Below are 19,622 nucleotides of genomic sequence, written 5' to 3'. Positions count from 1 at the left end.
CCATCGTCGCCGCCGGCCTGTCGCTGTCCGCCGCGCCGGCCGCGGCCTTCGACCTGTTCGGGCTGTTCGGCTCCGAGGAGGAACCCCTGGCCCCGAGCGCCGCGGCGCTGCCCTACGCGCTCAAGATCCAGGGCACCGACGATTCGGACCTGGAGAAGACGCTGGAGGACACCTCGACCCTGCACCGCCTGCGCCGCGAGCCGCCGCCGGACGGGGAGGGGTTGGTGCGCCGCGCCGAGGCCGACATCCGGCGCCTGCCCGACGCGCTCTCCGGCTACGGCTACTACGCCGGCCGCGTCACCGTGCGGATCGAGGAGGTGGTGCTCGGCGGCGAGGCCTCGCTGATCGCCGCCGCCCGCGCCGCGGAATCCGAGCGCGCCCGCGCCCTGGTCCCGGTCCGCATCGCGGTCGATGCCGGGCCGCTCTACACGATCCGCACCGTCACTGTCCGCGATCCGCAGGGGCAGGCCTTCCCCGAAGACGTGCTGCCGCCGCGCTTCACCCGGGTCGACGACGACACCCCGGCGCGCTCCAGCCTGGTGCTCGCCCGCGAGGCGAAGATCGTCGACCGCTTCCGCGAGCGCGGCCACCCCTTCGCCGAGGTGGTGTCGCGCGATCCCGTCGTGGACGACGCCGCCCACGTCATGGACGTGACCTTCACCGTCGACCCCGGCCCGCGCGCCGGCCTCGGCGCGGTCGCCGTGCGCGGCACGAAGGACATCGACCCGGCGGTGGTGCGCTCCTTCATCTACGCGGAGCCGGGCGACCCGTACTCGCCCAAGGCGCTCTCCGACATGCGGCGGGCGCTGGTGAAGGTCGAAGGCCTCGGCTCGGTGCGGGTGCGCGAGGGCGAGGCGCTGGACGGGCAGGGCAACCTGCCGATCTTCGTCGACGTGACCGAGCGCGACCGCAACCTGATCGGCGTCTCGGCGCGCTACTCCACCGTCGACGGCCCCGGCATCCGGGCGACCTACGCCAACCGCAACCTGTTCGGCGGCGGCGAGACCATCCGCCTCGACGCCGACCTGTTCTACCTCGGCAACGACCTCTACGCGACGCAGCGCAAGCTCGCCGGCATCGAGTCGAACGGGCTCGGCGGGCGCTTGTCGGCCACCTTCGTCAAGCCGGCGCTCTGGGGCACCCGCAACGACCTGATCGCCAACCTCTTCGCCGGCCGCGAGGCGCAGCAGAGCTACGTCGCCGACGCCGCCGGCGGGACGCTCGGCGTCCGCCACCGCTTCTCGGACACGTTCTACGCGCAGGTCGGCGTCGAGGGGCAGGCGGGCCGCGCCCAGGACGCGCTGGGCAAGGTCGACTACCGCCTGGTCGGCATCCCGGTCTCGGTGTCCTACGATTCCACCGACAACCTGCTCGACCCGACCAAGGGTGTCCGGCTCACCGCCTCGGCGACGCCCTATGCCGGCTTCCTCGGCTCCGATCCGTCGATCTTCGTCGCCAAGGCGCAGGGCTCGACCTACTACGCGCTGGACGACGAGGCGCGCTACATCCTCGCCGGCCGCCTCGGCTTCGGCTCGATCTCCGGCGCCAGCCTGGAGGACATCCCGGCCAACATCCGGTTCTTCGCCGGCGGCGGCGGCTCGGTGCGCGGCTTCCCCTATCGCACGCTCGGGCCGCGCGGGCCGTTCAACCTGCCGGTCGGCGGCCGGAGCCTGCTGGAAGCCTCGTTCGAGGCCCGGATCAAGATCACCGACACGATCGGCGTGGTGCCGTTCTTCGATGCCGGCACCGCGTTCGCCGGCTCGCTCCCCGACTTCGACGAACGCATCCGCACCGCGGTGGGCCTCGGGCTTCGCTACTACACCGGCATCGGCCCGATCCGCGTCGACGTCGCCCTCCCGCTCGACCGGATCAAGGGCAACCACGAGCGCCCGGTCGCGCTCTACATCAGCCTCGGGCAGTCGTTCTGATGGGAATCTGGGACACGCGACGCGGCGCCTTCTCCCAGGGGGAGGGGGCTGGGGCGAGGGGCGTGACCGCTCCGGACACTTCTCATCCCTCACCCCGACCCTCTCCCGGCCGGGAGAGGGGGCCCGCGCTCGGTCCGGCGGCGTTGCGCCGTGCAGGGATCCGCCGTCCCGTGGGGCAGGGCGGAACGCGCGTCGCGCTCGCCGCCTCGCTCCTCGTCGTCGGGCTTTCCGCTCCCGCAGCCGTCACCCACGCCGCGGACGAGGCCGAGAAGACCGTGCTCGGCGGCCTGCTCTCGCGGGCGCTCTCGACCCCGTCGTCGCGCGTCGCCATCGGCGCGGTCGACGGCGCGCTGTCGTCCGACGCCGTCATCCGCGACGTGGCGATCAGCGACCGCGACGGAGTCTGGCTCAAGCTCGACCGGGCGCGCATCGTCTGGCGGCGCCTCGCGCTCCTGTCCGGCCGGCTCGAGGTCGACACCCTCGAGGTCGGCAGGCTCGACGTGCTGCGGCGCCCGGTGCCCGCCGCCGTCGTCGCGACGCCGGAGCCCGACGGAACCCTGCTGCCGGACCTTCCGGTCAAGGTCGAGATCAAGAACTTCTCCCTGGCCGACCTCGTGCTCGGCGAGGGCATCGCCGGCCAGCCGGCGCGGCTCTCGGCCAAGGGCCGGGCGAAACTCGGCGCGCCGTCCGAAGGGCTCGACCTCGACGCCGCGGTGCAGCGCCAGGATGCCGGCGGCCGGTTCGGCCTCAAGCTGCTGTTCGTGCCGCAGGGCGAGCGCCTGGAGGTGAAGGCGGCCCTGAACGAGCCGGCCGGCGGCCTGCTCTCCAAGGGCCTAAACATGCCCGGCGCCCCGCCGGTCGACCTCGACCTCGACGGGCGCGGGACGCTGGATGCGTGGAACGCCCGCCTCGATTTCTCCGCCGGCGAAACCATCGGCGCGCAGGGCGGCGCCCGGATCACGCGGGTCGGGTCCGAGCGGCGGCTCGCCCTCGACCTCGCCGCGCGCATCGAGGGGCTGCTGCCCGGCCCCGCCGCCGCGGTGTTCTCGGGCACGACCAAGCTCGACGGAGCGCTCGGCTTCTCCGACGGCGGCGCCCTGCGGATCGACCGGCTCGAACTGGCGTCCCGCACTGCCCGCCTTGACGCGCGCGGCACCCTCGACGCGGCGCGCAACGCCGACTTCACCCTCCAGGCCCGCGCCGTGCCGACCGAGGGCGGGGTGACCCGGGCCGCCGAGAGCGAGCTCAAGACCTTGGTCTTCGACGGAAGCCTAAAGGGGCCGCTCGCCCGGCCCCGCGTGGCGGGTAGCCTGAAGGCCGCCGGCCTGCGCACCCGCGACAGCGCCCTGGACCTCGTCGAGGCCCGGCTCTCGGCCGAGCCCGAAGCGGCCGACCGCTTCGCCCTGAGCGCCGACGCCCGGGTCGAGGGGCTGACGCTGCCCGACCCCGCCCTGCGGCGGGCGCTCGGCACCAAGGCCGCCTTCGACTTCCGCGGCACCCTGGAGCCCGACAACGTGGTCGCGGTCTCGCGCCTGCACGTCGAGGCGCCGACGATGCGGGCGGATTATGCCGGCCGCGTCGGCCGCAACACCCTCACCGGCACGGTCGAGGCCGTCCTGTCCGACCTTACCGCCTTCTCGGACCTCGCCGGCCGGCCGCTCGCCGGGCGGATGTCCGGCACGGCCAAGCTCGACGGCGATCCGGCGCGCAAGGCCGTCACCGCCGACCTCGACCTGCGCACCGAGGCGCTGTCGCTCGGCCGCCCCGTGCTCGACCGGCTGCTCGGAACCGAGCCGCGCGTCACCGGGCGCCTGTCGCAGGTCTACGACGGCTACGCCTTCGACGCCGCCAAGCTCGAGGGCGCCGCCGTCGTCGGCCGCCTCGACGGCCGCGCCACCGCCCGGGTCGCCGACGCCCGGCTCGACGTCGACCTGAAGGATCTGTCCGCCCTCGACGAGCACCTTTCCGGCCGGGCGGGCCTCTCCGGCACGCTCTCCGGCAGCCTCGAACGGCCCGACCTGTTCGCCCTGATCAGCGCGGACCAGGCCAGCGGCATGGGCCGCCCCGTGCGGGCGCTGCGGATCGAGGCGACCCTCAAGGACCTGACCGGCGCCCTCGACGGCACGGTCGCCGTCGGCGGCACCGTCGGCGGCAAGCCGCTCCAGGGCGGCGCGCACCTCGCGCGCGCAGGGGCCGACTGGCGCCTCGACCGGCTCGGCCTGGGCCTCGGCTCGGTGAGCCTCGCCGGGAACGCCGCCCTCGACGCCGCGACCTGGCTGACGGAGGGCGCGGTCCAGCTCAAGGCCGGCGACCTCGACGACCTCACGCCGCTGGCGCTGACCCGGCTCACCGGCCGCCTCGACGCCGACATCGCCCTGTCGCGCGCGGGTGGGCGGCAGGACGCGACGATCCGCGCGACCGGCGAACGGCTGCAGGCCGGCGCGGTCGGCCTCGCCCGGCTCGACGCGGACCTGAAGGGGCAGGACCTGCTGGGACCGGAGCTGCGCGGCGCTCCGCGGATCGATGGGCGCGTCGAGGCCGACCGGCTCGTCGCCGCCGACCAGACCCTCGACACGGTGCGCCTGACTGCGACGGGCTCCACGGCTGCGACCGACCTCGCGCTCAAGGCGCGCGCCCGCGGCTTCGACCTCGACGGTGCCGCCCGCGTCGGCCCCGGCGACGGCGCGGACAAGGCGACGCGCATCGACCTGATCCGCTTCTCCGCCGCACGCGGCGCCGACCGGCTGGCGCTGGCCGGCCCCGCGACCGTTACCCTCGACGGGAACGGCGCCCGGATCGAGGGCCTGACCATCGCCGCCGGCACGGGCCGGGTCACGGTGGCAGGCCGGGCGGGGCGCGACAACGACCTGACGGTCGGCATCCGCGCCCTGCCGCTGGCGCTCGCACGCATCGCCTCGCCCGGCCTGACGCTCGCCGGCACCCTCGACGGCGAGGCCGCGATCCGCGGGCCCGCCGACCGTCCACAGGGGCACTACGCTCTGACGGTCGCCCGCCTCGTCACGCCGGAGACCCGCAAGGCCGGCCTGCCACCGATCGAGGCCCGGGCCTCGGGCGACCTCGGCGACGGCCGGATCGGGCTCGACGGGCGCATCACCGCCGGCCCCGGCGTCGCGATGACCCTGTCCGGCTCGCTGCCCGCGGGGGCCGGCGGCGAGCTCGCGGTGAAGGCGCGTGGAACGCTCGACGCCGCCTTGGCCAACAGCCTGCTCAGCGTCGGCGGCCAGCGCGTCGCAGGCCGCGTGACGATCGACGCGGGCGTGGCCGGGACGCTGGCCGCGCCGCGGGCGGAGGGCAGCGCGACGCTCGTGGGCGGCAGCTTCGCCGACCCGCTCAACGGCATCCGGCTCACCAACATCGAGGGCCGCGCCACGGGGCGCGGCGACACGATCGTCCTCGAACGCCTCACCCTGGCGACCCGCAACGGCGGCCAGCTCCGGGCCGACGGTCGCGTGGCGCTCGAGCCGCAGGCCGGCTTTCCCGGCACGATCCGCATCGCGGGCGAACGCGCCGAGCTGATCTCGAGTCCGCTGATGACGGCGGTCGCGAGCCTGAACCTCGCGCTTTCCGGCCCGCTGGCGCGCACGCCGCGGATCGCCGGGCGCGTCGACGTGGTCTCGATCGACGTGTCGGTGCCCGACCGGCTGCCCGCCACGGTGCAGCCGCTGCCGGGCATCCGCCGGATCAACACCCCGCCGGACATCCGCGCCCGGCTCGACGCCAAGGCCGCGCGCGGCGCGCAGGTGGCCGCCGTCGGCAAGCGCGGCCCGCGCCGCGGCAAGCCCGCCGTGCCGTTCGACGCCACCCTCGACGTGGCGGTGTCGGCCCCGAACCGCATCTTCGTGCGCGGGCGCGGCATCGACGCCGAACTCGGCGGGAGCTTGCGCGTGACCGGCACCTCGCGCGACCCGACCGCCAACGGCGCGTTCGAGCTTCGGCGCGGGCGCCTCGCGGTGATCGGGCAGCGCCTCGACTTCACCCGCGGCCGCGTGACCTTCGGCGGCGCGATCGCGGCGCCCGACCTCGACTTCATCGCCGAGACCAAGGCCACCGACATCACCGCCCGCATCGCGGTCTCGGGCCCGGCCGACAGCCCGGTCTTCGCGATCTCCTCGGACCCGAGCCTGCCGCAGGACGAGGTGCTGTCGCGGCTGCTGTTCAAGAAGGCGTCGGGCAGCCTGTCGCCGTTCCAGGCGCTGCAGCTGGCGCAGGCCGTGTCGCAGCTCTCCGGCGGGGCAGGGGGCGTCGACGTGTTCGAGGCGGCGCGCAAGGGCCTCGGCCTCGACAGCCTCGACGTCTCGACCGGGACCAGCGGGGGCCCGGCCCTCGGCGCCTCGCGCTACCTCAGCGACCGCCTCAGCGTCGGCATCAAGGCCGGCGCGAAGCCCGCCGACACCGGCGCCACCATCGACTACGACGTGACGCGCCGGGTGAAGATCCAGGGCGAGGCCGGCAGCGACGGCCGCACCAGCGTCGGCGTCGGCGCGGAATGGGAGTACTGACGCCGGGCCACGCTGGCGCCTCGCCGGACGATGCTCTCAACGGCTGCGAGGTCGCATCGTCCTCACGCGAGCCGGCATTCGCCTCGCTTGAAGATGCCCTAGTGGCAGGCGATGCCGGCCTTCTTCGGGCCGATCGCCTGGGCGAGGCGGCGGCCGACATGCAGCATCGCCTTCTCGACCAGGGCGAGCGTCGCCGCGTCGTCGTCGAGCTTGGCATATTCGTGGGCGACGATCAGGCCGTCGGCGATGCCTTCGAGCAGGCCGACCCGTTCGGCCGCCGGGTCGATCGCCTCGGGCGCCGGCGCCTCCGCGACCGGCGTCGCGCAGCGATCGAGGACCGCCTGCGAGGCCTCGACCGTCTTGCGGGTCTCCTCGATGATCTCGCGCATCTCGGCGACGAGCGAAGGCTGGACCGCGACCTTCGGGTGATCGATGCTCATGCTGTACCTGCCCCCACGACGACGGCAGATTGCATCCTGTGGTTGATATTCGTCAACAGAATTCGCATGCCGCGCGACTCGCACGGCCCATCGCGCGGCGTGAGCGCCGTCCGAACGCGAACGAGCCGCACCCGTTTCCGGGGCGGCTCGTCGGGGCCGTCAGCTTCGCGACCCCGCAGGGTCGCGCCGGGAGACTTACTTGATCAGCGTCAGCAGGGCCTTGCCGGCGGGGGACTTCAGCTCCTTGGCGTCGAGGGTGCCGTCGCCGTCCGGGTCGGCGGCCTTGAAGCGGTCGGCGACGGCGGCGAGGTATTCCTTCTTGTCGACCGTGCCGTCCATGTCCGGGTCGGCCTGCTTCAGGCCGGCGACGCTCAGGCGCCCCTTCAGCTCCTTCTTGTCGAGGGTGCCGTCGGAATCCTTCTCGAGGCGGTCGAAGGTCGCCGAGGCGGTGGCCTCGATCTCCTTCATGTCGACGGTGCCGTCGTTGTCGGTGTCGATCATCTTGACGGCCTGCGCGCCGCTCATCGGCTTGGCGAACGCGACCGGGGCGGCCAGGGTGGCGGTAGCCAGGACGAGGGCGGCGAAGCTGTTGGAAAGACGAAGGGTCATTGCCGAATTCTCCCGAAACGTGTTGCGCGAAATCCCTACGCGTGCCTCTTGCACCGCACAAGCGCTTTTTCGATCTCATCGCTGAGGTTGCCCCCGCGCGCCTGCGGGGACGGCGGTGCGGACGGGAGCCCAACGCGGCATTCCCCGCGGCGTTGCGGTATCCCCTCCGAATTGCCCGTCCCCCCGAGCCGCGAGATCCCGACCCGATGGCCGCCCGTCCGCTGATCCTCTATCCCGACCCGCGCCTCGACCTGCCGTCGGAGCCGGTCGGGGCCTTCGACGCCGACCTGCGCGACCTCGCCCGCGACGTGACGGAGGCCCTCGATGCGGCCGCGGCGGCCGGGTTGACCGCCGCCCATCTCGGGGTGCGGCGGCGCCTCGTCGTGCTGCGCCCGGAGCCCGGTGGCGCGGCCACGGTCTACGTCAACCCGGAGATCGTCGAGCGCTCGCCCGAGCGCGCCACCGCCCGGGAGGGCAGCGTCTCGATGCCCGGCGTGTCCGAGCCGGTCGAGCGGGCGGCCACGATCCGGGTGCGGTTCCACGACCTCGACGGGATCGAGCGTGAGGAGGCGGCGGACGGGTTCCGGGCCGCCTGCCTCCAGCACGAGATCGACCAGCTCGACGGCGTGTTCTGGATCGCGCGGCTCTCGCGCGTGCGCCGGGAACGGGCGGTGAAGCGCTTCGCCAAGCTGCGGGCGCAGGCCTGAATCCGCCCCCGTCGCGACGCCCCGGGCCCCGAGCCGTGCGGCGCTCGCGGCCTTGGCGCGCTGCCGGGCTGCGCTTAGGAAGAGGGATGCGTCTCGCGATCCTGCTCGCCACGTCCCTGTCCTGGCTCGCCGTGTACGGGCCTGCCCGAGCCCAGGCGCCGGCCAGGCCGGCCAAGGCCACGGCCCCGGTGCAAGGGCCGGTCGCCGCGCCGGTGATCGCCTGCCCGTCCCTGGCGAACTACCGCCTCCTGCGGCGGGAGGCGCCCGACGAGGCCGCCGCCCTCGCGCGCCTGGCCGACGCCAAGGCCGAGCACCTCGGCTGCACGGCGTACCCGCGAGACCGGGTCGCGGCGTTGGCCGACCACGTCGCGCTCGGCGGCGCGCAGTACGATTGCCTCGCCCTGCAGGGCACCGCGGTGTGCCAGTGGACGACGGCCGGCGCCGTGGACCTGCCGGCGCCCAAGCCGAAGCCGGCCTCCCCCGACAGGCCCCGGCGCTGAGGCGTCGCCGGGCGGGGATCGCTTGCGTCCCCAAGATCAGAACCGTGCGGTCAGGAACACCCGGACGTTGCGGCCCGCGAGCAGGATCTCGTCCTTCTTGAACGACGCGGAGTTGCGGATGCGGTCGTCGAGGAGGTTGCGGCCGGCGACGCCCAGCGTCACCGCGCTGGCGCCGTAGACGGCCGGGTCGAGGGGCCGGGTGTAGCTCACCTCGGCGCGCAGGTCGTCGAAGCCCGGCGTCGTCGTCTCCAGCGGCGCGACCTCGGTGTGGGCGAAGGCGTGCAGCAGGAACACGCGGGCGTACCACCCGTCCGCCCGCACGAACGCGCCTCCGCCGACCCGGTGGGGCGGGATCCGCGGCACGTAGGTGCCGTCGTCGAACTGGGCGCGGACGAAGTCGTACTGCGCGTCGAGGCCGGCCCAGCCGTCGCCCACCGGGATCAGGTCGAGCTGCGCGCCGATTTCGGCGCCGGAGAAGGTGGCGTTGCGCTGCGAATAGACGATCTGCTGCAGGTCGTCGTCCGAGCCGCAGGAGGCGAAGGCGTCGCCGCAGCGCGTGCCGGTCTCGCGCTTGTAGATGAAGCCGGTGTAGCGGGTGACGTAGCCCGTCGCGTCGAGGCGCAGCGGCCCTTCCGCCCGGCGGATGCTGGCCTCGACGGTGCGCGCCCGCTCCTTCCTGAGGTCGGGATCGCCGATCTCGAAGGTCGCGGTCGCGTCGTGCGCCCCCCGCGAGTACAGCTCGAAGGCGGTGGGCGCGCGCTCGACGTAGGACCCGTTCAGGCTCGCGACGAAGCCGTAGGGCAGGTCCTGCAGGGCGCCGAAGCTGAGGCTCTTGGGCGCGAACCGGCGGCGGCGGCCGAAGGCCAGCGGGTCCTCGCCCGCCACCGGCAGGTAGTCTCCCGGAAACCGCGTCGCCGTGCCGGTGGAGCGGTCGCCCTCGATCCGCCCGGCTGCCTGGAAGCGCAGGCCGTGGCCGATGTCGAGCTGCTCGAACAGGTAGGCGGCGTTCGACCGGGAATCGGTCGGCGCCAGCAGGGTGCCCGCCTCGCCCGAGGTCCCGATCTCGCGCCGCCCGGCCTGGAGGCCGAGCGCGCCGGTCAGCGTGCCGAGGGCGGTGAAGACCGGCACGTGCTGCAGCTCGACGCGGCCCTCGGCCTCGCGGTTCTTGAAGGTCGCCTGCACCCCGTCGATCCCGTCCTCGCCGAGGCCGATCTCCTGGTGCTTGTAGACCGAGCCGCCGGCCCAGAACCGGATCACCTCGAACGGTCCTTCGAGCGGCCGATACTCGCCGCGGGCCAGCACCCGGTCCTGGTTCGGGTTCAGGCGCGTGCGGCTGTCGGCCGCCTCGCCGCCTGGGATCTGATAGAGCGCGTCGTAGTGGCTGAACGAGATCCCGACGAAGCCGCGGTCGCCGATCGCCGAGATGCCGACCGCGCCGCCCTGCGAGCGGTTGGCGGAGTTCGCCTGGAGGCCGGCGGGCGTGTCGTAGCTGTCGGCCCCGGTCCTGAAGCCGTCGGCGTGGACCGCGACGTTCTCCGAGCCCGCGTCGACCGTGCCGGCCACGAGCCGGCCGTTGTCGACGCTGGAATACCCGGTGGTGACCTGGCCGGCATAGCCCCGCGGCGGGATGAAGGTCGGCACGCGGTTGTTCTCGGAGGAGACCACGCCGCCGATCGCCTGGCTGCCGTAGCGCAGGGTCGCCGGCCCGCGGATCACCTCGATCCGGTCGGAGACCAGCGGGTTGATCGGCACGCCGTGGTCCTCGCCGAGTTCCGAGACGTCCTGGATGCCGACGCCGTTCTCCTGGATTCGCACCCGGCTGTTGTCGAGGCCGCGGATGATCGGGCGGCTGGCCGCGCCCGGGGCGTAGGTCGAGGCCGAGATGCCGGGCCGGTCCATCAGCGCGTCGCCGAGGGTGCGCGGCTGCTCGCGGGCGATCTGGTCGCGCGTCACCACCGTCACCGGCGAGAAGGTGTCGACGGCCACCGGCAGGATGCCGGCCGGCAGGCTCGCATCCGGCGGCGCCTTCGGACCGGGCTGGATCGGGCTCGCCGTGGTGACGCTGAGCTCGGATAGGGCGACCGCATCCTGCGCACGCGCCGCCGCCGGCAGCAGGCCGACGCCCAGAAGCGCCGCCCACAGTGTCGCTTGGACCGTCTCTTGAAGCGTCCCTTGGAGTATCCCTTGCCCGCTTCGCATCACGCCCCGTCAGATCACGTTATGATGTTACATTGCGTGAATGTAACATCATAACAAGACGAGATCGATGGCCGGGCGTCGCTCCCGGGCTGGGCGTTGCGGTGCGGCCACAGCTCAGCGGATGGCGGCGAGGTAGCCCGAGACGGTGAGGATCGAGACGACCGTCGAGACCAGCACGACGTTCAAGGTCACGGCGGCCTCGCGCCGGTAGAACTCGGCGAGCATGAACGGCCCGGTCCCGGTCGGCAGCGCCGCCATCAGCACGGCGGTGTGGAGCAGGAGCGGCGGCAGGCCGAAGGCGCGGGCGAGGCCGTAGGCCAGCAGCGGATGCACCACGAGCTTGAGCCCGACGAGCAGGGCGGTCGCGGCGGCGGGCGGCGCGTCCCCGGTGCGCGGGCGGGCGAGGAAGAGCCCGAGCGCCACGAGGGCGCACGGGGCGGCCGACCCGCCGAGCAGCTTCAGGAAGGTCTCGGCGGGCGCCGGCACGGAGGCCCCCGAAAGCGGTACCAGCGCGCCGAGGGCGGGGGCGATCAGCAGCGGGTTGCGCACGAGCGAGCGGGCGACCTTCAGCACCAGCTCCGCGCGCCGGCCCTGTCCTTGTCCTTGCAGCCCGATCTCGATCAGGACGATGGCGACCGCGAACACCACGCAGACGGTCATGATCGCGGCGATGGTGGTGGGCGCGAGCGCCGCCGGGCCGAGCGCCACCAGCGCCAGGGGAAAGCCCATGAACCCGGTGTTGGCGTAGGCCGCGTTGAGGCCGTCGATCGCCGCGTCCGCGAGCGGCATCGGACGGCGCAGGCGGAACGCCACGGTGGCGGAAAAGACGATCAGGCTGCTCAGGCCGAACACCGCGATGAAGCCCGGCTGCCAGATCTCGGCCGCGTGGGTGTGACCGATCACGTCGAAGAGCAGGGCCGGCAGGGCCAGGTAGACGACGTACCGGTTGAGCTCGGCCGTGGCGCCGTCGCCGAGCACGTCGCACCGCCGCATCAGCCACCCCGCGAAGACCAGCGCGAAGATCGGCAGCACGACCATCAGGGTCGAGAACATGAGCGGGACCGCGTCCGGAACCAAGGTCCGGGCGTCCTAGACTCCACGGGCTCCCGCACCAAGGCGTGAGGCGCGCCATCGCGAAAGGCGGTTCGACGAGGGCGGGCGGGAGGACGCTTGGCGGAAGCGGATGGGAATCGAACCCACCGTACGCTTTTGGCGTACCACTGGTTTTGAAGACCAGGAGGGCCACCAGACCCCGTTCGCCTCCGTCGATCGGGATAGCATCGTCCGGCGCGGGGTCCAAGCACCGGCCGCGAGGCCGAAGCGTCGCGGGTCGGACCAGCCCGGCGCGGTCGCCAGCGCCCATCCCGTGCCCGATTCGTAATAATTTCGCCACACTGTTGTGGCCCTGCATCAGCCATGCCGTTTTCGCGATTCAGGGCTTTGAGCGCCCCTTCGGAGGCCTCGCCGGCAAGGCCCGACGAGGCCGGTGCCGCCCCCGACGCGATGCGGCCGGGGCCGCGCGGGCCCGGCTGGATCGGCGCCGTGGTGGTCGTCACCGCGCTGGTCTCGGCGATCGCCACCTTCCTGATCCTGGCCGGCGTCATCCGCGTGACGCCGACGCCGACGATCGGCGTCACGCTGCTCGCGATCAACGTCGCCCTGGTGCTCGGGCTCGCCGTGATCATCGCCTGGGAGGCGCGGGTCTTCCTGCATGCGCGGCGCGCCAACGCGGCGGTGGCCCGGCTCCACACCCGCATCGTCGGCCTGTTCTCGCTGATCGCGATCCTGCCGACCTGCCTGCTGGCCGTCGTCGCCTCGGTGACGATCGACCGCGGCCTCTCGCTCGGCTTCACCGACCGGGTCCGCGACGTGGTGCTGAAGTCCGTGGAGGTGGCCGACGCCTACCAGGAGAACCAGTGCCAGTCGCTGGCGCGCGAGATCCGCATCCTCAACGACGACCTGACGCGAGCGCGGCCGAACTTCGACGTCAACCGCGACTGGTTCGAGAACTTCCTCACCACCCGCGCGAGCAACCTCGGCCTGCCGGTCGCCCAGATCATGCGCGGGCCGAACGAGGTGGTGGCGCGCGCCAAGATCGACGTGCTGAAGACGACGCGCCTGCCCTCGGCCGCCGCCTTCGAGGACGCGGCCAAGTCCAGCGACCCGATCTGCCTGCTGCCGACCGAGGGCCGCGTCTTCGCGGCGATGTTCCGGATGCCGGCCTACGACGACGCGGTGCTGCTGGTGCAGCGCGAGGTCAACCAGCTCGCCATCGACTTCCCCGGCGTGTCGCGGGCGGCGGCGGCCGAATACCTGACCTACGACTCGCTGCGCACCTCGATCCAGGTGACCTTCGCCTCGATCTTCGTGCTGATCGCCCTGATCGCCCTGCTCTCGGCGGTGTGGTTCGGGATGAACTTCGCCAACCGCTTCGTCGCCCCGATCCGCCGCCTGATCAACGCCGCCGACCAGGTCGCCTCGGGCAACTTCTACGCCCAGGTCCCGGCGCGGAAGACCGACGGCGACCTCGCCCACCTCGGCGAGAGCTTCAACAAGATGACGCAGGAGCTGCGCCGCCAGCATGCCGGGCTGACCGCGGCGAGCGACCTGATCGACCGCCGCCGGCGCTTCACGGAAGCCGTGCTGTCGGGTGTCTCGCCCGGCGTGGTCGGCGTCGACGCCGGCGGCTTCGTCACCATCGCCAACCCGGCCGCCGAGCGGATGCTCGACTTCGCCGACGGCGCGCTCGTCGGCCAGCGCCTGTCCGACGCGGTGCCGGAGCTCGCGCCGCTCCTTCCGGGCACGGAAGGGCGCCAGCGCGCGCAGGCGCACCAGATCCAGCTCACCCGCGGCGGGCGCGAGCGCACCATCGCGGTGCGGGTCACCAGCGAGCAGGCGCAGGGCGGGGCGCGCGGCTTCGTGGTGACGGCCGACGACATCACCGACCTCGTCTCGGCCCAGCGCACCTCGGCCTGGGCGGACGTGGCCCGCCGCATCGCCCACGAGATCAAGAACCCGCTGACCCCGATCCAGCTCTCGGCCGAGCGCATCCGGCGCAAGTACGGAAAGGTCATCACCGCCGACAAGGAGGTGTTCGACCAGTGCACGGCGACGATCATCCGTCAGGTCGACGAGATCAAGCGCATGGTCGACGAGTTCTCGTCCTTCGCCCGGATGCCGAAGCCCGCGATCGCCGAGAACGACCTCACCGAGATCGCCAAGCAGAACCTGTTCATGATGCGGGTGGCGCATCCCGACATCGACTTCGCCTTCACCGCCCACGGCGTCGGCGGCACCGGGACGGCGGAGGCCGAGAAGATCACCGCGGCCTTCGACATCCGCCTGCTGAGCCAGGTGATCACCAACATCCTCAAGAACGCCGTCGAGGCGGTGGCCGAGGTGCCCGAGGCCGAGCTCGGCAAGGGCAAGGTCTCCTTAAGCCTCACCGTCGAGGAGGGCTTCGCCACGATCGCGGTGACCGACAACGGCAAGGGATTTCCCGCCGAGGGGCGCCAGCGCCTGCTCGAGCCCTACATGACGACTCGCGAAGGCGGCACCGGCCTCGGTCTGGCGATCGTGAGCAAGGTGCTGGAAGAGCATGGCGGCGGGATCGAGCTGAACGACAACCCCGCCGGCCGCGGCGGCCAGGTGCGCATGCGCGTGCCCCGGGCGCTGCCGCACGCGGACGACGCGGGCCCGGCCCGCGCCAACCCTGACGAGAAGGGCGCCGCGTCGACGGCCCCCCGAATGATTGCGGAGATGCAGCCATGAGCGCCGATATCCTGGTGGTCGACGACGAGGCCGACATCCGCGACCTGGTCGCCGGCATCCTCGACGACGAGGGCCACCGCTCGCGCACCGCGGGCAGTTCCGACGAGGCGCTGGCCGCGATCGAGTCGCGCCGCCCCCACCTCGTCTTCCTCGACATCTGGCTGCAGGGCTCGCGCCTCGACGGCCTGCAGGTGCTCGACCTGATCAAGGCGTCCCATCCGGACCTGCCGGTGGTGATGATCTCGGGCCACGGCAACATCGAGACCGCGGTCTCGGCGATCAAGGCCGGCGCCTACGACTTCATCGAGAAGCCGTTCAAGGCCGACCGGCTGATCCTGGTGGCCGAGCGCGCTCTGGAGGCCTCGCGCCTCCGGCGCGAGGTCCGCGACCTCACGGCACGCTCCGGCACCGCCAACCGCATCGTCGGCGGCTCGGTCGCGATCAACCAGCTGCGCCAGACCCTCGACCGGGTCGCCCCGACCAACGCCCGGGTCATGATCACCGGCGCGCTGGGCTCCGGCAAGGAGCTCGCGGCGCGCGGCCTGCACAAGGCCTCGGCGCGGGCCAGCGGCCCGTTCGTGTTGCTCAACGCCGCCGCGATCCTGCCGGAGACGATGGAATCGGAGCTGTTCGGCGTCGAGGCCGGGGGCGAGCAGGGCAGGCGGGTCGGCGCGCTGGAGGAGGCGCATGGCGGCACCCTCTACCTCGACGAGGTCGCCGACATGCCCCGCGAGACGCAGGGGCGGATCCTGCGCGTCCTCGTCGATCAGAACTTCCAGCGCGTGGGGGGGACCACCCGCGTGCACGTCGACGTGCGCATCATCTCGTCGTCGTCGCGCGACCTCGCCGAGGAGATCGCCGCCGGGCGCTTCCGCGAGGACCTGTTCCACCGGCTCTCGGTGGTGCCGATCCGCGTGCCCTCGCTCTCGGAGCGCCGCGAGGACGTGCCGGAGCTGATCCAGTTCTTCATGGACAACATCTCGGCCCAGACCGGGCTGCCACGCCGGGTCATCGGCCAGGACGCGATGGCGGTGCTGCAATCGCACAACTGGCCGGGCAACGTGCGCCAGCTCAAGAACAACGTCGAGCGGCTGATGATCCTGACCCAGGCCGACCCGGACCAGGAGATCACCTCGGAGATGCTGCCCTCCGAGATCGGCGCCCTGGTGCCGACGACCCCGAACGGGGCCGGCGGCGAGAAGCTGATGAGCCTGGCGCTGCGCGAGGCGCGGGAGATCTTCGAGCGCGAGTACCTCGTGGCGCAGATCGCCCGCTTCTCGGGAAACATCTCCCGCACCGCGGAATTCATCGGGATGGAGCGCTCGGCCCTGCACCGGAAGCTCAAGTCCCTGGGGATCGGCCCCTGAGCCCCTTGCGGACGCATGGCGGCCGCGGTGAGAACCAGCCCCCTTTCGTCGCATGCGGACCCGGTTCGGGTCTTGCATCGACGGGGGAATTGAACGCGTAATATGAAGATCCGGTCCGCCGCAGGCTCCTCCAAGACCAGCGAAGCGGTGGCGGGATCGACGGCGCGACAAGATCGAGAACCCGCCTTCGAAGGCGGGCGCCAAGATAACAAAGGATAAGAAGATGGCGGCCGAACGCGCACAGAACCTTCAGGACACCTTCCTCAACCATGTCCGCAAGAACAAGATTCCGCTGACGATCTTCCTCGTCAACGGCGTCAAGCTGCAGGGCGTGGTGACGTGGTTCGACAACTTCTGCGTGCTTCTGCGCCGCGACGGCCATTCCCAGCTCGTCTACAAGCACGCGATCTCGACGATCATGCCGGGTCATCCCGTGCAGCTGTTCGAGCCGGACGAGACCGCCCCCGAGAAGGCGTGAGCCGGCCCGCGGTCGACACGCGCATTGCGCCATCTTGGTTCGCTGCCCGCGGCGCCCCATCTGAAGGGTCCCGACACGCATCACGCCGCCGCCTGACGCAGGGTGGCGGCCCAAGGATTCCATGACCGAGACGTTGACCTCCGGCGAGGCCCGACTGCAGGCGATGGCCGCGCCGGAAGGCGAGATCGCCGCCGCGACCCACACCCTCGTCGTCGGTCCCTATCTCAGCCGCACCGCCGCCGCATCGCCGCACGGGCCGGCGCCGGTCTCGCGCTCGACGCAGGCGCGCCTGGAGGAGGCGGTGGGTCTCGCCGCCGCGATCGAGCTCGACGTGGTCGAGGCGATCCCGCTCAGCCTCGCCCGCATCCGGCCCTCGACCTATCTCGGCAAGGGCCGCGTCGAGGAGATCGCCGGCCTGATCAAGGCCAGCGAGATCGGTCTCGTGGTGATGGACTGCGCCCTGTCGCCGGTGCAGCAGCGCAACCTCGAGAAGGAATTCGGCGCCAAGGTCATCGACCGCACCGGCCTGATCCTCGAGATCTTCGGCCGCCGCGCCTCGACGCGGGAGGGCACGCTCCAGGTCGAGCACGCCCACCTCGCCTACCAGAAGTCGCGGCTCGTGCGGTCCTGGACCCACTTGGAGCGCCAGCGCGGCGGCTTCGGCTTCCTGGGCGGCCCCGGCGAGACCCAGATCGAGGCCGACCGGCGGATGATCCAGGAGCGCATGACGCGGATCGAGCGCGACCTCGATTCCGTCACCCGCACCCGCGGCCTTCACCGGCAGAGCCGGGCGCGCGTGCCCTACCCGATCGTGGCGCTCGTCGGCTACACCAACGCCGGCAAGTCGACGCTGTTCAACGCCCTGACCAAGGCGCAGGTGGTGGCGCAGGACATGCTCTTCGCCACCCTCGACCCCACGGCCCGCGCCACCAAGCTGCCGCACGGCGAGACGGTGATCCTGTCCGACACCGTCGGCTTCATCTCCGACCTGCCGACCGCGCTGATCGCCGCCTTCCGCGCCACGCTGGAGGACGTGATCGAGGCCGACATCCTGCTCCACGTTCGCGACGTCGCCCACGTCGATTCCGAGGCGCAGGCCGAGGACGTCGGCACGGTGTTGGGCGAGCTCGGGATCGAGATGTCGGCCGACCGGATCATCGAGGTCTGGAACAAGGCCGACCTGCTGGACGAGGGCGAGCGCACGCGGCTGACCAACCTCTCGGCCCACGACCGCAACGACCGCGACGGCGCCGCCCCCGTGCTGGTCTCCTCGCTGACGGGGGAGGGGCTCTCGGCCCTCACCGCGCGGATCGAGGCGCGGATCGCCCGGACGCGCTCGACGTTCGCAGTGATCCTCGGGCCGGAGGAGGGCGCGGCCCTGCACTGGCTCTACGAGAACGCCGAGGTGCTCGACCGGCGCATGGAGGAGGGCGGCACGCTGCACCTCGCCATCCGGGTCGCGCCGGAGAAGGAGCCGCGCTTCCTCAACCGCTTCGCCGGCGCCCGCCGGCTCAGCCGGGCCGGGTAGGCGCCGCACGCGTCATGAGGGACGACAGGGCGGCGCAGGCCGCACGAGACGAGAATACCGTCCTGCGGCTCACGCAGCGGGCCACCGGCGGCCGCCTGCTGGTCCTGCGCGTGGTGATCGTGCTCGTCCTGCTGATGGCGGCCCAGGTCTACGATGGCTCGCTGCACGCGCTCAGCCACTGGTTCATCCTCGGCCTCTACGCGGCCGGCTCGGTCTGGTTCGGTCGGGCGGAGCGCGGGGACGGGCGTCACGCGGAAGGCTTCGCCTGGGCCGGCACCGCGTTGAACGCGGGGCTGGCGATCTACGTCATCGTCGAGCACATGCTGGCGGGCGCCGCCGACACCGGCGGGGGCGCCGACGCGGTGAGCCAGCTGCCGGCCTTCCTGCTCCTGCTCCAGACGGCGCTCAGAATGCGCGTCTGGCACACCGCGCTGTTTGCCGGCACGGTCGCCTTCGCCTGGGGCGCCGCGATCCTGGCCGGCCTCGTCGACCCGGACGGCTTTCTCGGGCCGCATGTCGACCTTGCCGAGCAGGCGCCGGGGCTGCTGACCTTCCTCGCCGCCGGCGTCGTGGTGGTCGACGGGATCGCGCGCCTGCGCCACGCCGCCGGCGAGGCCGTGCGCCTGGAGCACGAGCGCGCGCAGCTCGCCCGCTTCGTTCCCGACGGGGTCGCGGCCGAGCTCGCCCGCGACGGCGACCTCGGCACCGCCCGCCGGCGCCATGCCTGCCTGCTGGCCCTCGACATCCGCGGCTTCTCGCGCCTGAGCCGCGATCACCCGCCCGAGACGATGGTGCGGGCGCTGCTCGCCGTCCGCGCCCTGGCGCATACGGCCGTGACCGAGCACGACGGCATCGTCGACAAGTACGTCGGCGACGCCGTGCTGGCGGAGTTCGTGGTCGGCGGCCCGGTGGCGCAGGCCCGCGGCGCGCTGGCCTCGGCCCGCGCGATCCGCACCCGTCTCGCCGCGCTGAACCGCGACCGCGCCGCGACGGGCGACTTCCCGCTGCGCGTGGTCGTCGCGCTCCATGCCGGCGACCTCCTGGTCGGCGTATTCGACGACGGCTTGCGCGCCGAATACACCGTGCTCGGCCCAGCGATGAACACCCTCGCCCGCCTCGAGACCCGCGCCAAGGCCGCAGACCTCGACATCGCCGCCTCCGAGGATTTTCTGCGGCTGCTCGGGCCGGCCCTCCCGGACGGCGCGCGGGCCGAGCCTGTGGCGGAGGAGGGCGACGTGCACCCTGCGCTCTTCGCCATTGCGGATGCCGCCTAGGCTGGGTTCGCCTTCGTCGAATCTCGCCTCCGCCGAAAAGTGGTCTTCCCTCCCCCTCTGCGGGAGCTCGATTCGTCAGCGCCTCGGATCACGCGTGAGTTCCCCCTCTCCCCGCTTGCGGGGAGAGGCCCGGCTGCACGCCGTCGTGCAGCCGGGAAGCGGAGGCGAAGCGACGGTGAGGGGGCGCGAACGGAAGAGTCTCTTCCGAGTCGCCCCCTCACCCTCGGCTGCCGCCTCGCCGCGACGACGACGAGGTCGTCGCAGCCCTCTCCCCGCACGCGGGGCGAGGGGCGAGGGGCGA

13 protein-coding genes and 1 tRNA gene are annotated in these 19,622 nt (G+C 72.8%); 9 read left to right on the top strand and 5 right to left on the bottom strand.

Translation table 11 applies throughout. The features are described from left to right. Positions 1 to 2 precede the first annotated feature (2 nt). Positions 3 to 1,928, top strand: coding sequence for an autotransporter assembly complex protein TamA (locus MFF13_RS09925; RefSeq protein WP_238272116.1), 1,926 nt, complete (start codon positions 3 to 5; stop codon positions 1,926 to 1,928). Then, on the top strand, positions 1,928 to 6,448 hold the full coding sequence (locus MFF13_RS09920) for a translocation/assembly module TamB domain-containing protein (protein WP_373322509.1): 4,521 nt from the start codon (positions 1,928 to 1,930) through the stop codon (positions 6,446 to 6,448). Before MFF13_RS09925 ends, MFF13_RS09920 begins: the two co-directional genes overlap by 1 nt. Positions 6,449 to 6,546: 98 nt before the next feature. Here MFF13_RS09920 and MFF13_RS09915 read toward each other — a convergent pair whose 3' ends face one another. Both MFF13_RS09915 and lanM read right to left on the bottom strand, forming a co-directional pair. Next, positions 6,547 to 6,888, bottom strand: coding sequence for a hypothetical protein (locus MFF13_RS09915; RefSeq protein WP_147752525.1), 342 nt, complete (start codon positions 6,886 to 6,888; stop codon positions 6,547 to 6,549). A gap of 195 nt (positions 6,889 to 7,083) precedes the next feature. After that, positions 7,084 to 7,497, bottom strand: coding sequence for a lanmodulin LanM (gene lanM / locus MFF13_RS09910; RefSeq protein WP_147752526.1), 414 nt, complete (start codon positions 7,495 to 7,497; stop codon positions 7,084 to 7,086). A gap of 206 nt (positions 7,498 to 7,703) precedes the next feature. Here lanM and MFF13_RS09905 point away from each other — a divergent pair, with 206 nt between their 5' ends. Both MFF13_RS09905 and MFF13_RS09900 read left to right on the top strand, forming a co-directional pair. Next, positions 7,704 to 8,204: a peptide deformylase gene (locus MFF13_RS09905; RefSeq protein WP_147752527.1), complete on the top strand. Its 501-nt coding sequence runs from the start codon at positions 7,704 to 7,706 to the stop codon at positions 8,202 to 8,204. An 86-nt stretch (positions 8,205 to 8,290) separates the two neighbouring features. Next, on the top strand, positions 8,291 to 8,704 hold the full coding sequence (locus tag MFF13_RS09900; protein ID WP_238272097.1) for a hypothetical protein: 414 nt from the start codon (positions 8,291 to 8,293) through the stop codon (positions 8,702 to 8,704). Between the two features lie 36 nt (positions 8,705 to 8,740). Here the strand turns inward: MFF13_RS09900 and MFF13_RS09895 are convergent, their stop codons facing one another. The 3 genes from MFF13_RS09895 to MFF13_RS09885 all read right to left on the bottom strand — a co-directional run bounded on the left by MFF13_RS09895 (position 8,741) and on the right by MFF13_RS09885 (position 12,167). Beyond that, the gene (locus tag MFF13_RS09895) at positions 8,741 to 10,903 is read right to left on the bottom strand and encodes a TonB-dependent receptor (RefSeq protein WP_147752529.1); all 2,163 of its coding nucleotides are present in this window, start codon (positions 10,901 to 10,903) and stop codon (positions 8,741 to 8,743) included. 114 nt (positions 10,904 to 11,017) lie between these two features. Continuing rightward, positions 11,018 to 11,956: an AEC family transporter gene (locus MFF13_RS09890; RefSeq protein WP_147752530.1), complete on the bottom strand. Its 939-nt coding sequence runs from the start codon at positions 11,954 to 11,956 to the stop codon at positions 11,018 to 11,020. Positions 11,957 to 12,074: 118 nt separating this feature from the next. Then, positions 12,075 to 12,167: transfer RNA gene (locus MFF13_RS09885), tRNA-Sec, on the bottom strand. A 152-nt stretch (positions 12,168 to 12,319) separates the two neighbouring features. Here MFF13_RS09885 and MFF13_RS09880 point away from each other — a divergent pair. The 5 genes from MFF13_RS09880 (at position 12,320) to MFF13_RS09860 (ending at position 19,321) form a co-directional block, all read left to right on the top strand. Continuing rightward, positions 12,320 to 14,674, top strand: a complete 2,355-nt coding sequence (locus tag MFF13_RS09880; RefSeq protein ID WP_238272096.1) for a sensor histidine kinase — start codon at positions 12,320 to 12,322, stop codon at positions 14,672 to 14,674. Continuing rightward, positions 14,671 to 16,041 (top strand): nitrogen assimilation response regulator NtrX, encoded by a 1,371-nt coding sequence (ntrX, locus tag MFF13_RS09875; RefSeq protein WP_147752532.1) that lies wholly within the window; start codon positions 14,671 to 14,673, stop codon positions 16,039 to 16,041. Before MFF13_RS09880 ends, ntrX begins: the two co-directional genes overlap by 4 nt. A gap of 223 nt (positions 16,042 to 16,264) precedes the next feature. After that, on the top strand, positions 16,265 to 16,519 hold the full coding sequence (gene hfq, locus MFF13_RS09870; RefSeq protein WP_066925253.1) for an RNA chaperone Hfq: 255 nt from the start codon (positions 16,265 to 16,267) through the stop codon (positions 16,517 to 16,519). 121 nt (positions 16,520 to 16,640) lie between these two features. Next, complete coding sequence (gene hflX / locus MFF13_RS09865) at positions 16,641 to 18,047, top strand: GTPase HflX (RefSeq protein ID WP_147752533.1); 1,407 nt, start codon at positions 16,641 to 16,643, stop codon at positions 18,045 to 18,047. 14 nt (positions 18,048 to 18,061) lie between these two features. Next, positions 18,062 to 19,321: an adenylate/guanylate cyclase domain-containing protein gene (locus tag MFF13_RS09860; RefSeq protein WP_238272095.1), complete on the top strand. Its 1,260-nt coding sequence runs from the start codon at positions 18,062 to 18,064 to the stop codon at positions 19,319 to 19,321. Positions 19,322 to 19,622 lie beyond the last annotated feature (301 nt).

It is taken from the genome of Methylobacterium cerastii, from assembly GCF_022179125.1.
GTDB lineage: Bacteria > Pseudomonadota > Alphaproteobacteria > Rhizobiales > Beijerinckiaceae > Methylobacterium > Methylobacterium cerastii.
This window is presented reverse-complemented; position numbering and strand designations above follow the sequence as displayed.